The 14,238-nt window shown below is 41.2% G+C and carries 12 protein-coding genes; 4 read left to right on the forward strand and 8 right to left on the reverse strand.

Annotated features, from left to right (window positions below; genetic code table 11):
* Positions 1-43 precede the first annotated feature (43 nt).
* The gene (nfuA, locus tag H5164_RS10580) at positions 44-622 is read right to left on the reverse strand and encodes a Fe-S biogenesis protein NfuA (protein WP_124018258.1); all 579 of its coding nucleotides are present in this window, start codon (positions 620-622) and stop codon (positions 44-46) included.
* 250 nt (positions 623-872) lie between these two features.
* On the reverse strand, positions 873-1,679 hold the full coding sequence (locus H5164_RS10585; protein WP_182755997.1) for a ComF family protein: 807 nt from the start codon (positions 1,677-1,679) through the stop codon (positions 873-875).
* 43 nt (positions 1,680-1,722) lie between these two features.
* Here H5164_RS10585 and bioH point away from each other — a divergent pair, with 43 nt between their 5' ends.
* Positions 1,723-2,517 (forward strand): pimeloyl-ACP methyl ester esterase BioH, encoded by a 795-nt coding sequence (bioH, locus tag H5164_RS10590; RefSeq protein WP_182755999.1) that lies wholly within the window; start codon positions 1,723-1,725, stop codon positions 2,515-2,517.
* Positions 2,518-2,588: 71 nt separating this feature from the next.
* Positions 2,589-3,092 carry a hypothetical protein gene (locus H5164_RS10595; RefSeq protein WP_182756001.1) on the forward strand — a complete coding sequence of 168 codons (504 nt, stop codon included), beginning with the start codon at positions 2,589-2,591 and terminating at the stop codon, positions 3,090-3,092.
* On the opposite strand, the gene H5164_RS10600 is transcribed toward H5164_RS10595, so the two are convergent.
* The 6 genes from H5164_RS10600 to H5164_RS10625 form a co-directional block, all read right to left on the reverse strand.
* A complete protein-coding gene (locus H5164_RS10600) occupies positions 3,084-5,021 on the reverse strand; it encodes an LTA synthase family protein (protein WP_259396796.1) in 1,938 nt (645 codons plus the stop codon). The two genes, H5164_RS10595 and H5164_RS10600, sit on opposite strands and share 9 nt — an antisense overlap.
* A gap of 447 nt (positions 5,022-5,468) precedes the next feature.
* Entirely contained in the window at positions 5,469-6,914 is a 1,446-nt protein-coding gene (locus tag H5164_RS10605) for a sensor histidine kinase KdpD (RefSeq protein ID WP_182756003.1), read from the reverse strand.
* Positions 6,911-7,588, reverse strand: a complete 678-nt coding sequence (locus H5164_RS10610; protein ID WP_182756005.1) for a response regulator transcription factor — start codon at positions 7,586-7,588, stop codon at positions 6,911-6,913. Before H5164_RS10610 ends, H5164_RS10605 begins: the two co-directional genes overlap by 4 nt.
* Positions 7,589-7,722: 134 nt before the next feature.
* Entirely contained in the window at positions 7,723-8,091 is a 369-nt protein-coding gene (locus H5164_RS10615; RefSeq protein ID WP_182756091.1) for a diacylglycerol kinase, read from the reverse strand.
* Between the two features lie 70 nt (positions 8,092-8,161).
* On the reverse strand, positions 8,162-9,832 hold the full coding sequence (locus tag H5164_RS10620) for a phosphoethanolamine transferase (RefSeq protein ID WP_259395284.1): 1,671 nt from the start codon (positions 9,830-9,832) through the stop codon (positions 8,162-8,164).
* Positions 9,833-10,039: 207 nt separating this feature from the next.
* Positions 10,040-12,412, reverse strand: coding sequence for a Tex family protein (locus H5164_RS10625; RefSeq protein ID WP_182756006.1), 2,373 nt, complete (start codon positions 12,410-12,412; stop codon positions 10,040-10,042).
* Between the two features lie 227 nt (positions 12,413-12,639).
* Between H5164_RS10625 and greB the strand changes: the two genes are divergently transcribed.
* The gene (gene greB / locus H5164_RS10630; RefSeq protein ID WP_182756009.1) at positions 12,640-13,119 is read left to right on the forward strand and encodes a transcription elongation factor GreB; all 480 of its coding nucleotides are present in this window, start codon (positions 12,640-12,642) and stop codon (positions 13,117-13,119) included.
* A gap of 290 nt (positions 13,120-13,409) precedes the next feature.
* Positions 13,410-14,213: a sulfite exporter TauE/SafE family protein gene (locus H5164_RS10635; RefSeq protein ID WP_182756012.1), complete on the forward strand. Its 804-nt coding sequence runs from the start codon at positions 13,410-13,412 to the stop codon at positions 14,211-14,213.
* The last annotated feature ends 25 nt before the right edge of the window (positions 14,214-14,238 follow it).

Here is a 14,238-nt window from a genome sequence, read left to right on the forward strand (position 1 = left end):
CGACCGGTGAGGTCGCGTTTTTGTAGTGTGCAATTCGTTATGCTTACGCGTAAGAATGATCACCGTGTTGGTGTTCTGTCACGTCACGCACCCCAGTCAATTCTGTAGGGAACATGTCTAGTAACTGCTTCTCGATACCATCTTTTAAAGTGATATCAACTTGAGAACAACCGTTACACCCACCACCAAACTGCAATACTGCAACACCCGCGTCGGTAATTTCTACCAGCATGATGTTACCGCCATGGCTGGCAAGTTGTGGATTAATTTCTGACTGAATAACGTATTCAATACGTTCAACAAGAGGTGCATCGCCAGACACTTTACGCATTTTAGCGTTAGGTGCTTTTAAGGTTAACTGCGAACCAAGCTGATCAGTTACGAAATCAATGCTAGCATCATCTAAAAATGGCGCGCTTTTTTCATCAACCATGGCGCTAAAGCCATTAAAAGGCAGTTCAACATCATCAGCTTCAGCAGCATCTGGTGGACAATAAGACACACCACACTCTGCTTGTGCAGTACCAGGACTGATAACAAACACACGAATGTGAGTGCCTTCAGGTTGATCGGCCAATAGTTTGACGAAATGGGCCTGAGCTGTATCGGAAATGGTGATCATAAAAACCTGCTCCGTCAGGGAGTACCTGAGTAAATTAGTAAGAATTAGACCTATGATACTCTGTGTTGCATTAGCTTTGTAGTGTCCATGAGATTTGATCGTAAAAAAATGATCTAGTTCAACGTTTTTTAAGCTCACAAAAAATGCAAAACGCACTATAACAGGGCTTGCAGCAGGTATTAGCTAATTGTTTTTATTTATAAAAAATATTGTTATTACTCAAGTCGAATTAATCTAACCTACAATAGAGCTAATCTAATAATCCCGGTGCCTCAGCCCGCGCAAGGCACCATGTTTGTACATGAACAAATTGTGCACTAAATAATCGGCTTATTTCATCTACGGTTGTACCGGTTGTCACCACATCATCAATTAACGCAACACGCTGATAAGGAATCTCCGCTTGTAACTGGAATGCGCCATGGCAGTTCTTGCGCCGCTGTTTACCCGCTAAGCCTGTTTGCGGCGCAGTATCAACCACCCGAGTTAAGCAACTGTCGTCTAGCGGAATACCCGTTAATCGGCTAAGTTGTTTCGCAATTAACCAAGCTTGGTTAAAGCCTCGCTGTCGTAAACGATTTGGATGCAGAGGCACAGGGATCAACACCTGTGGTCGCCTAATGATGCCATGTTTAATCAGTAAGGCAATTCGACAAGCTAATTGCTGAGTTATCGCGTTAAGCGGTGCACATTGTTGTTGGTATTTTATCGCGGCAATCAGAGGGCCTAGTCCTTGATGATAACTGCAAGGTGCCACCACAACATTGGGCGTATGTTTAAGGCATTTACCACAATATGCTTGCAACAGTGCGATTTCACGGCCACAACCTAAACACACTTCATGTTGGTACAAACTTGCCGCTAAACACACCTGGCATACACCAGTGAGCACTTGATTAGCAAACAATTGTTCATAATCCATTTGATCTATCCTTTGCTGGCACAGCAAGCAACGGTTGGGTAAACTGCCTAGTAAAATAACCCTAGCACGCTGAATGCGCTTGACGCATAAACGTAATATGTGGGTGATGTTGATTGAATTATTGATTGACGGCATTGGCTATTCATTCCATTAAATAGACTCAAAAGAGGTGTTAACCGTGAGTTTTCCTGCATTGCATATTGATACCCTAGGCTCACAAGGCCAAGACATAGTGCTATTACACGGTTGGGGCGTGAATAACCAAGTCTTTAGTCCGTTAAAAAGCGCCTTGCACCAGTATAGAGTGCATTATGTGGATTTGCCGGGGTTTGGCCTCAGTGGCAACATTGATGGTGACATAACGCAATGGTCACAAGCACTTGCAGCGCAACTTCCACAGCAGGCAATTTGGATTGGCTGGTCATTAGGCGGCTTAATTGCGAGTCAAATTGCCATTGATTATCCAGAGTCTGTAGCTGCATTAGTGACGATTGCCTCATCGCCCTGCTTTATGGGCCGGGAAGCAAATGAGCTTAATCCAACTTGGCCTGGTATCCAGCCAGATGTATTGGCACAATTTTCAAGCCAATTAAGCCGTGACTTATCTCGTACCGTTGAACGATTTCTGGCGATTCAAGCCATGGGAAGTGATAATTCCAAAGCGGATATCCAACAAATAAAAAGCTTAGTGTTAAGCAAACCATTGCCGACACAACAAGGATTATCCCAAGGATTGGATATGTTAGCGCAAGTAGATTTGCGTACAAGAATGGCTCAAATACAACAGCCGTGGTTACGAATTTGGGGTAAGTTAGACAGTTTGGTACCGAGAAAGATCATCAGCGCATTACCGCAAAGTGACAGCATTGAAGACGTCGTACTGCATAAAGCATCCCATGCGCCCTTTATTTCACATCCAGAGCTATTTTTAAGCCATTTATTACCCTGGATCATAAAATACAGCCAAAAATAACCTAATAACACTTTAGCCTTAGTGAAATATTGACTATAATTTAGCCAGCACATCTTATGGACAAGGTCTAGATGATTATTACCACTCATTATCCGCAGATACCGCTAGCAACTTCAAATGTTGCGACGGATCTTGCTCGTGTGGACAATCAACAAAAACCGCCGGTTATTCCACCACAAGAACCCACCAAAGGCCATGAAGAACGCCAATTAAATCCGCAAAATGAGCGTGCTAACGCGTATATTGTTGCAGAGAAAAAACAGCAAGAACAAACTAAACGTCAACAACAAAATGTCGCTCAGCAGTCAGTTGAATCTAAAATACCCGCTTCACCTATGGCTCGGCCTCAGACCATCAGAATTATTGCTAGTCAGACTCCAGCGCTGCAACGTAAAGATATTCAGTTAAAGACCCAACCAAATAACCCTAAAGCAACAGCAGAACCCAAACAACGCCAGTTGATAGACTCTGGCTTATCAAGTGCGGCATACCAACAATTTGGTCAGCGGATTGGTCAATTCTATCAACAACAATCCGCTCCAAATATTGAATCTCAGTTAAAAATCTTAGCGTGATACTGCGGGAGTAGCCAGATCAGTGATCGTCGGCTTTGCTTGTGTATTTTCTGAGCGATACAACATTTTGTTATAGGCAAGGCTGCCCCACAATGCCCAACCTAATGCCGCTTCTGCTTGTGCATCATCTAATTTGGTTGGCGTTAGCTTTTCAGTCGCAAAATCATAAGTCACACTTTCAGGCGGTAATTCAGGTTGTAAAATAGTCATTTTATTCCCTTCTAATAAGCCAAAGTTTTTATCATATTGCATCATCGCCCGGCCAGGCCAAGAATCAGGTTCTTTGGTTAAATCACGGCCTAGCATTGGATAACTATCTGAAATACCCAGTAACGAAACTAACGTCGGCGACATATCAATTTGGCTCACCACCCGTGGATCGTGCTTCACCGCAATTCCGTCACCTAAAATAAGCCCTGGGATACGGAAACGAGAAACAGGTATTAGTGCAGCACCACCAACACGACTGTCATGATCGGCCACAATCAAAAATACAGTGTCTTTCCAATATTCTGATTTTTTGGCTTTCTTGAAAAACTCACCCACGGCATAGTCGGCATATTTTACCGCGTTATGCATGGTGTATTGTGGTTGCTCATACAGCTCAATACGGTCATCAGGGAACTCATATGGATCATGATTACTTGAGCTAAACACTAAACTGAAGAATGGTTTGCCCTCTTTATGCATGCGTGAAAACTCTTCATCAGCACGGAACAATAAGTCCTCATCAGACACGCCCCAAGATGCGACAAATGCAGGATCTTTATAATCACCTTGATCAACAATATCGGTAAAACCATTGCCTAAAAAGAAGCTGCGCATATTATCAAAGTGACTTTCTCCACCATAAATAAACTGTGTGGTATAGCCATGTTGTTTTAATAAATCAGCAATGGTAAAAAAGCCAGTTTGACTCTTACCCAGCTTAACCACTGCACGAGCTGGTGTAGGCGTAAAGCCAGTTGTCACCGCCTCAATGCCTCTTACCGAGCGTGTGCCTGTAGCGTATAGGTTTTCAAAAAACCACCCTTGTTGAGATAACTCATCAATATTAGGTGTTAGCGGTAAACCACCTAAACTGCCGACAAAACGCGCACCAAGACTTTCTTGTAAAATGATCACCAGATTCCTTGGTTTGCCAGTATAACTAGCTTGATTGAACGACAAGGTTGGAATGGCGGATGATGTAAATGCACTCAGTGGTCTGCCACTTTCACGGCGCACAATATCAATCACTTTTTGGTCAGCTAGCTTGCCATACACTTTCGATGCATCTTCTTCGTTACCCATTTGTTTAATCGCAAAAACTAATGAAAAAGATGAATTAAGTACCAGAGAATTAACTAAAGGATCGTCAGAAAAAGCCACTAATGAGGGATTAAGTGGTCTATGCCCTAACGATGAACGCGCACCTAATATAGTCACAGCAATCACAATCACAGCAAGCACAGGACGCCAGTACCATTTAGGATAACGAATATTCTGCGTAAGCTTACCAGTAAACCACCAGCCACCCCATAAGGTCGCAATGGTTATCACTGCCGACAAAATAAGCTCGGCTTTACGCCCTGCCCATAACATCGATAATACTTCTTTTGGATAAACCAGATATTCAACATACAAGCGATTAGGTCTAAAACCATATTCGGCAATAAATGACGGCGATGATGCTTCAAGGAAAATGATCACCCATAAGCCCAGCGTTAGCCACACTCGTAATATTGTGACCCAAACTCGGCCAACTAAATGCTCACCCGAAAATACGACTGTGCCTAAGGCTGCAATGCCCCATAACCAACACATAGAAGCAAAATCAACTCGTAAACCTTGAATAAAGATATAACCCCAACCTTGCGCATCACTGACGCGATCGGCCTGCCACAAAGACAAACCTAGGCGACTCAAGCTCAAGATAATAAGTGACATAACACTGAATATAATAATGGCTTGGAGTAAGCTTCGCGAATGTTGTGATGAAGAAGGCAGCGCAGAACGTGCGTTATACCTAAAGGAATTTACAGCCATTTATTGCTCCGATATTTTGTTATTTTTTGCTACATGCGCAATTTAGATGCAACAAGACGAGCCAAACGTAACATGATTGTTATTTACAACAGACTAATGTTGGTATTTTTACCCGTATTATGCTGATGAATAAGGCCTTAATAATTTGATCTATTCAATCAAATTAAATATTTTATTCTCTTACTTATCAATATATTAATGAAAAATCATAAAGACAGGGATCATTGGATCTAAAACTATCTTAGTCTAAGACTCTGATTCATTATCAAAGTTCACTGATAAGGGCGGCTATACTAACCTTTTATTAACGATTCAGCTCAATCGTTTATCTCTTCAATGTGATCTGACTTAACATAATCCTGTCTCACGGTCAGCTTTTACTGGAATATGTAAAGTAAACATAATCTTATCTGTCGACACTAACTCAAAGCTAAATGTAAACCCGTTCAATTTGGCAACATTTTCCACAATGGCTAAACCTAACCCATGGCGATCGCTATTTGAACGTGATTGTTCCGCTTGAAATAAAGGTAACGTGAGTCGTTCTAAATCATTGGCATTAATACAAGTGAGTAATTGGTTTTCAATACTAATCACTAACCCTTGGCTATTTGACGTTAATCGTATTGGAATCATTGATTTTGCTGGACTGTAGTACAGCGCATTATCAAACAGATTGGTTAAAATAAGATGTAAAGAAAACTCATCAATAAGATAATTTTTATCCGCAGCACGATTATCAATGATTAAACGAGCATGAATGGCTGAATACTTAAAGGCCAGCTCATCGATAACGCGGCTCATCAGATCATTAATATTGATAGGTTGGCAGTGCAGATTAATGCTTTCAGATGAGGCTTGTTGCAATAATAATAAATTATTAACTATCGTTTTCATCCGTAAGCTAATACTAAGTACATCTTGTTTGTAACTTCCCCCAATGCGCTCATCGTCTGGATAACGAATGTAAATTTCACTCAAACTGATCAATTCACTGATAGGTGTTTTCAGCTCATGGGCAATATCAGCAGTAATACGCTTTTCAGTTTGTAAGTATTGTTGGCTAATTTTGACAAACTTATTGAGCTCTGTGCGTATGGGTTCAATCTCAAGATAGCGCTCAGAGTCGGAAGACAACGGAATATGTTTTTCATTAACATTGACCGTCTTTAATGACATATTTAATTCGTTTAGCGGTGTTAAACCACGATAAATAACCTTAATGACGGCCCAGCGTATCAGCACAATAACCAGCAATAAACCAATGCCTAAGGTAGAATCAATAATCACTGAAATTTGACTTAAGTCTTCCGTTGTAATGGCTATCGTTAACCACATGGGTTCGACTTTGCTTATCATTGCGCGGTTTGCTTTGGGAATTTGCGGCTCAAAGTAGGACACCATTGCTCGACCATCTCGCCCATCGGGCAACACGACATCAGCAAAAACCGCACTGTTAAGTGGTATGTCTTTTTTGAGTAAATTTGCATCGCTGTATTGAGTTAACGATTCAGAGCGCTCGAATACGTTCGAGCCTTGCCATAATTGAAAGAAACTCGCTTTGGTTGATGAGCCAAATTCAGGCATAAATTCGCCAGAAAAATCAAATTCAGTACCTTTTGGAGTGACTTTAACTAAGGTCTTTAGATAATTAGACTTGTCGGTTAACGCATTATCAAATTCAGCATCAACCCAATTATCTATACTGATATCAATAGCAAAAAAAACTAAAATCAAAATAGCCGATACCACATAGGTCATGGTGTTGGCTAAATTTGTGGTTAACGATTTCATTCGTGATCACCCACAAAATAACCAAAACCGCGCTTATTTTTAATGGGTAGCGTTGATCCAACGGCTTTGACCTTTTTACGCACCGACGACAAATGCGCTTCAATAGTATTTTTCGACAAATGGTTAAAAGAGCCTACGACGGCTTCGCTAATTTGTTCAGGATTAAGCACTTGCTTAGGGTTGTTAAATAAATACTCAACGATTTTAAATTCGTTTTTAGTCAGGTCGATATAGTGACCGTTTACATGCAGAGACTTATTACTGGTATCGAGAACAAAGTCAGCAATGCAAATCGATTTAACTTGCTGATTAAGTACACCCCGTCGCCCAAGAGTGATTAATCTGGCTTGTAATTCGTCAAACGAAAAAGGTTTAGTCAGGTAATCATCGGCCCCCGATAATAGTCCATTGACTCGATCTTCAGCTTGAGATTTAGCTGATAAAATAATGACTTTAGCCTGATTACCCAGTTTACGGATGCTTTTGAGTAAACTGATACCATCGACGTTAGGTAACATTAAATCTAAAATAATAAAGTCGTACTGGTTAGTCAGCGCCATGCTTAATCCCTCAGAACCATCACCGGTTTCATCAACGGTATAGCCTAAATGATCTAAGCCAACTCTAATGCCGCGACGCAAGGCTTCTGAGTCTTCAATTAACAGCACTTTCATTGAGTGTCCTTTATCATAATTACGCCTTTATCCACATCGCGATTAATGTTGCAAAAAGAACCATTACCTAAAACGATTATGAGTCTTTATTGCAACTATTTTGCATAACAAGCTAGCAACTAGGGTTAAGTCAGCTATGCCGACAAAATAACCCACCATACAACGACAGCCATTAACATACTAATAAACACAAAGGCCGAGGCAATATCTTTGGCTAAACCGGACAAGGTATGAAACTCTAAGCCAATACGATCAACCACTACCTCTATGGCGGTGTTAACCAGCTCTGCAAACAACACAAACAGTAATGCCAACACTAATATAGCCGATTGTGGTGCGCTAATATTGGCCATACAAGCAAATATCGTTAATGGGATAAACAGCAGTAACTCTTGTTGGAATGCTGCTTCATTGCGACACATCCACTTTAAGCCATTAAAGGTATTTTTACAGGTATAAAGTAAACGCATTATACCGGTACGTTTAACCACTATTTTTTCCATGTTGATACTCTCGTCATTGCGCTGGCTAGAAGATGAATTTGAAATTGATGAGGTCATTTATCCGGCCACTTTAATTAGTTTTACACGCTGTGGTGATGTCTAACTTTGGATCATGTACCGAAGTTGCAACCCCATAAAGCCCTAGCAATGAGTGGAACAAATTGTCATGGGAAAAAGTCCCTGTTTGAGCTAAATTAACCAAACATTGACGATCCATTCCTTTCGCTTGAGTGTAATCTTGTGGTAACCACATAAACCAAGGAATATGAGTTTGCTCCTTAGGTGCAAAGGCATAAGGTGTGCCATGTAAATACATGCCGTTTTCACCCAGAGACTCTCCATGATCAGAAAGATACACTAAGCTGACATTATATTTATCTTGGTATTGCTGCAGTACTTTAATGGTTTCGGCTAATATATAGTCGGTATATGCTAGGGTATTGTCATATACATTGACGATCTCCTCATCAGTACAGTTTTCAATATCACTGCGACTGCATGCTGGTGAAAATCGCTGCATATTTTCAGGATATCGCTTCCAATAGGTCGGGCCGTGGCTCCCCATAGTATGCAAAGCAATCATCTGATTATTTAAGCTGTTTTTGCCTGAAGAAGTTTGGTTTTCAACATCTTGCTTCAACTTAGCACTAAGCTTATTGACTAACACTTGGTCATAACAACTTGAACCATCACATAATATAGGATCATCGTTAGGCGCAATATCAATCTTGGTCAAGCGGGCTGCGACTTCTTTATCACCGCCATCACTATCAAACCAAGTGACTTCAACACCGGCATTCTTTATCACATCTAGGACATTATTTTGCGCATCAGCAGCTTCACGGTTGTAATTATCGTGAGTCAACCGTGAAAACATACAAGGTAAAGAGTAGGCAGTTGCAGTCCCGCAAGAAAACGCATTTTGCAGCGCAATAATCCCTAAATTTTGGGTGTAAGGATTGGTATCACGTTGATAACCGTTATAAGCCATATTTTGCGCGCGGGCTGTTTCACCAACAACTAAGACCATCAACGTCGGCTTGTTATTACTGTTAGCCAGCAAGTGTGCATCTTGACCAATAGGATTAAAGGTTAATTTTTCAGTAAAATAACGGTTATTTAAATACTTAACTGTATTAAAAATATGTGCCGGAATAATCATCTTATTAAGATATTTATTATTACGCCCTACCGATGCGTAATCTTTGTAGAAAAACAGCACCATAACTCCGATTATTGCCAAGCTCACTAGCGTAAATCCAACACGCTGCAAGATGGCTTTAACGAATGATGGGCCACTGGTTAATTTAGCGCGATAAAGCAAAATAGATGGCAAAATACCTAGCAGCAACACATAGCCAACGGAAGGGAGACTGACATATGACCATGCTTCGCCTGAATTGGTCTCGAAAATATTTTCAATCATGCCGTAATCAAACATGACGTTATATTTTAGCATGGCGTACATTGCCGCAGACGACGTCAGTAGTAATACAATCATCACGGGTTTAAACACAAATCTATACGCAAAGAAGCTGAATATCAGCATAAAACAGCCAGTCAGTAAAATGGCTGGCGACAGAGAAAAAAGTACATGCCCCTCTGTGGATAACTCATAGATTTTACGTATTAGCGGAATATTCAGCACAAACCCAAAATAAATAGCAATGATGAAGATCATTGCCTCATAACTGAAACTTTTCTGGGTAATACGAGATAGTGTTTGCGTTAGTAATTTCAATGTTGCCACTCACTATTAACTTAATTGGTGGCGATATTCCACTCTGAAACTTAAGATTCACTTAATATAAACTGAATTATTGCTGTTTTGTTAATTCAGTTTCAATAATATGGCCTTATAAGCAAAAAAACCCTAACATCTAAGATGAAAGGGTTTTAATAATTAACATTCTATTAATATAGAGTGTGGAGTCTGGGCGTTAATAGGCTATTTTTTAAGTTTAGCAAAAGCGTCAGCAAACGCATTGCCCATAGCAGCATTTTGCTGCACTTTGACTGGCTTATTAGTAGGTTTATTATGCCCCTCAGTTTGGGAATTAGTTGAAGACTTAGCCGCGGCTGACTTTTTATGGTGACTATTTTGTGGCTTAGGTTGTGACTGTCTGGTCGCTTTTTCAGTATCGATTTTTTCGTCAAGACGCATACTTAATGCAATGCGACGACGCTCAATATCAACTTCCATGACTTTGACTTTCACCACATCACCCGCTTTGACTATGGTGTGCGGATCACTAACAAATTTGTCGGTTAACGATGAAATATGCACTAAACCATCTTGATGTACGCCCACATCGACAAAAGCACCAAAATTAGTCACGTTAGTGACCACGCCTTCCAAAATCATCTCAACTTTAAGATGCTTTAACTCTTCGATACCGTCTTTAAACGTCGCGGTTTTAAACTCGCCGCGAGGATCGCGACCAGGCTTGTCTAGTTCGGCCAAAATATCATTAATGGTAGGTATACCAAATGCGTCAGTGACAAAATCGGCAGCGTTAATCTGTTTTAACAAATCACTATTACCGATCAGTTCTGTTAATGGCAATTGCTTAGCGTTAGCAATCGACTCAACCAAGCTGTAGGCTTCGGGGTGAACAGATGAAGAATCCAGAGGATTATCGCCATTACGAATACGTAAAAAACCTGCCGCTTGCTCATAAGCTTTGGGCCCTAAACGGGCCACACTTAATAGTTGCTTACGGTTAGTAAATTGGCCATTCGCATCACGAAAATCAACCACGTTTTTGGCTAAAGCTTTGGTTAATCCAGCCACTTGAGCCAATAATGGTGCCGATGCCATGTTTAAATCAACACCCACGGCATTCACACAATCTTCGACCACAGCGTCCAGCGACTGCGATAACTGACTTTGGCTAACATCATGCTGATATTGCCCTACGCCAATGGCTTTAGGTTCAATTTTTACTAGCTCGGCCAACGGATCTTGTAAGCGACGTGCAATAGAGACAGCGCCACGAATAGATACATCAAGATTAGGAAATTCATTAGCAGCAAATTCAGAAGCCGAATACACAGATGCCCCCGCTTCACTGACAATCACTTTAGTCAGCGTTGGATGCGTCTCTTTCATGGCCGCAATTAACTCGCCGGTAAGCTTGTCGGTTTCACGTGAGCCAGTACCGTTACCAATCGCGATAATGCTCACTTTGTGCATTGCGACTAAGTTACTTAGGGTGCGAATCGACTTGTCCCACAAGTTTTGTGGTGCATGGGGGTAAATAGTCGTGTGGGCCACCAGCTTACCTGTGTTGTCTACAATCGCTACTTTCACACCCGTACGAATCCCAGGATCAAGCCCCATGGTCGCTTTAGCACCTGCAGGTGCTGCCATCAATAAATCACCCAGATTACGGGCAAACACTTTAATAGCTTCTTCTTCTGCGCTCTCACGCATCTTGGCAATAAACTCAGTTTCCATTTGCAGAGCAACTTTAATCCGCCATGTCGAGGTCACTACTGTTTTCAGCCATTCATCAACACTACTGTTGCTGAGACGCAATCCAAAGTGATCGCTAATAATCACTTCACAATAACTGCCTTCAGCAGCTTGGGTGTCTGGATCGGCATTCATCGATAGGCTTAACATGCCTTCATTACGACCGCGTAACATGGCTAAAGCACGATGTGATGGGATTTTGCTCATCAACTCATTGTGCTCGAAGTAGTCGCGGAATTTAGCGCCTTCTTTTTCTTTGCCTTTTACCATGCGGCTTTCAAGAACGGCTTGCTGACTTAAATGCTGGCGAACTTTACGCAGTAATTCTGCATCTTCGGCAAAGCGTTCCATTAAAATAAACCGTGCACCATCAAGCACAGCTTTAATGTCGGCAAAACCGGCTGCAGGATTAATAAATTCACTGGCTTTGCTATCTAGATCTAATTGGCGATCAGCCAACACAGCATCGACCAGCGGCTCAATACCTGCTTCGATAGCAATTTGGCCCTTGGTGCGCCGCTTTGGCTTGAATGGTAGGTATAAATCTTCAAGACGGGTTTTACTGTCGGCGTCATTAATCGCTTGAGTTAACGCTGGAGTTAATTTCCCTTGGGCGCCAATACTCGACAAAATCACTTCACGGCGATCGTGTAACTCACGTAAATACCCTAAGCGAGAAAACAAGTTACGCAACTGGGTGTCATCTAAACCACCGGTTGCTTCTTTACGATAACGCGCCACAAACGGCACTGTTGCACCATCATCTAATAGCGCAATGGTCGCTGTGACCTGTTGTTCACGGACATTAAGTTCTTGAGCGATAATCTGGGCAATATTATGCATAATCAATCGAATTCGACATGGTTTAAAATAAAATTATGCCAAAGATACCATAAAGACCATCAGTTCGCTGCTAGTACGAAAGGCTTTTAAGATAATCAATAAAAAGAATGCATCATCAGGCCTGAAGTGCTAAAACACACAGATAAATATTGCGGCTTCTTGGTTGTAAATTTTTTAACCACAGACAACATGGCACAGTTAATCGACCACATAGAAGAGTACCCAGCGTGAAAACAAAGCTAATCACTTTAGAAGGCTATAACAAACTCAGAATTGAGCACGACTACTTGTGGAAAGAACAACGTCCTGAAGTGACGAAAATTGTCACCTGGGCGGCAAGTCTTGGCGATCGCTCAGAGAACGCAGATTACACTTTCAATAAGCGTTTATTAAGGCAAATTGACCGTAGAGTGCGCTATTTACGTAAGCTGCTGCCAGAGCTCAAAATCGTCTATTATGCCCCAGAGCAAGAAGGCAAAGTGTTTTTTGGCGCCATTGTCGAAATCGAAAACGATGCAGGTGATATCAAAACGTTTAAAATTGTCGGTCCAGAAGAAATTTATGACGAACGCAAAGATTACATCTCCATCGACTCACCAATGGCGCGCGCCTTACTCAAAAAACAAGTCGACGATGAAGCCGTGGTCAGTACTCCCAAAGGCGATAAAATCTGGTACATCAATAAAATCACCTATGCCAAACCATAGCCTAGTGTGCCTAACTGCAACCTACTTCGTGGTGTTTATCATAAGCAATGACAACTCATTTATGAATTTAATGATGAATCACCTAACCACAACTACCACGCTGCACAACTGAAATAACCTTTTGAATTTCCAGCGATAAATGCCATCGCTTTGTTCTAGATTATATGCAGAGTACCTTGCTCACCACGCATTAAAGCGCCAAAGCCCAAAGGTCATTTTCGGCACACAAACTGATAAATATACTAAGACTATATCGATGATTTTATAAAAATATTGAATATGGAGTGAAGATGTTACAACCTGAGTGGATTTTACTATTTTTATTATTAGGCTCCTTTGTCGGTTTTATGGCTGGGTTATTAGGTATCGGTGGTGGTGGGATTTTAGTCCCGACATTAACCTCTATATTCCTATTGCACGGTATCGCTATCGATCATGTAGTGCATTTGGCGTTGGGAACTTCAATGGCTTGCATGGTGATCACTTCTTTTTCCAGTTTCCGATCTCATAATGCAAAAGGTGCGGTTGTATGGTTGGCTGTTAAAGGTATGGTTTTAGGCATTATTTTAGGTACATTTACTGCAACATTTTTAGCCTCATATTTAAGTTCATTATATCTGGGGATCTTTTTTGCATTATTTATGGCATTTGTATCGACGCAGATGTTTTTAAATAAAAAACCAAAACCATCAAGGCAGTTATCAGGGCCAGCAGGCTTATTTTCAGCGGGTTTAGGTATAGGATCTATATCAGCATTAGTCTCGATTGGTGGTGGCTCTCTAACCGTCCCCTACCTAACATGGCAGAACATTGACATTAAGAAGGCCATTGGTACATCTGCAGCTATCGGGCTCCCCATTTCTATTACAGGTACTATTGGGTATTTGATTAATGGTTGGAGTTTTTCGTCAGTAAATGACTATATCTTAGGTTATGTATATCTGCCTGCGGTGATATTAATTTCAGTAACCAGTTTTATAACCGCACCCTATGGTGCACTACTGGCCCACAAGTTACCCGTGTCACTGTTAAAGAAAGTATTTGCGGTTCTGCTGATTATATTGAGCATTAAGATGTTGATTTCAATAATATGATATTAAACTGAAATACGTTATCAAC

Origin of the sequence: Shewanella sp. SG41-3 (genome assembly GCF_014164545.1) — a bacterium.
Classification (GTDB): Bacteria; Pseudomonadota; Gammaproteobacteria; order Enterobacterales; family Shewanellaceae; genus Shewanella; species Shewanella vesiculosa.

Excerpts from the sequence above, each read along its gene's own strand:
- H5164_RS10625 (WP_182756006.1), bottom strand. The coding sequence starts at position 12,412 with ATGCATAATATTGCCCAGATTATCGCTCAAGAACTTAATGTCCGTGAA.
- H5164_RS10605 (WP_182756003.1), bottom strand. The coding sequence starts at position 6,914 with ATGAAATCGTTAACCACAAATTTAGCCAACACCATGACCTATGTGGTA.
- H5164_RS10600 (WP_259396796.1), bottom strand. The coding sequence starts at position 5,021 with ATGTCACTTATTATCTTGAGCTTGAGTCGCCTAGGTTTGTCTTTGTGG.
- H5164_RS10635 (WP_182756012.1), top strand. The coding sequence starts at position 13,410 with ATGTTACAACCTGAGTGGATTTTACTATTTTTATTATTAGGCTCCTTT.
- H5164_RS10615 (WP_182756091.1), bottom strand. The coding sequence starts at position 8,091 with ATGGAAAAAATAGTGGTTAAACGTACCGGTATAATGCGTTTACTTTAT.
- H5164_RS10595 (WP_182756001.1), top strand. The coding sequence starts at position 2,589 with ATGATTATTACCACTCATTATCCGCAGATACCGCTAGCAACTTCAAAT.
- H5164_RS10610 (WP_182756005.1), bottom strand. The coding sequence starts at position 7,588 with ATGAAAGTGCTGTTAATTGAAGACTCAGAAGCCTTGCGTCGCGGCATT.
- H5164_RS10585 (WP_182755997.1), bottom strand. The coding sequence starts at position 1,679 with ATGCCGTCAATCAATAATTCAATCAACATCACCCACATATTACGTTTA.
- nfuA (WP_124018258.1), bottom strand. The coding sequence starts at position 622 with ATGATCACCATTTCCGATACAGCTCAGGCCCATTTCGTCAAACTATTG.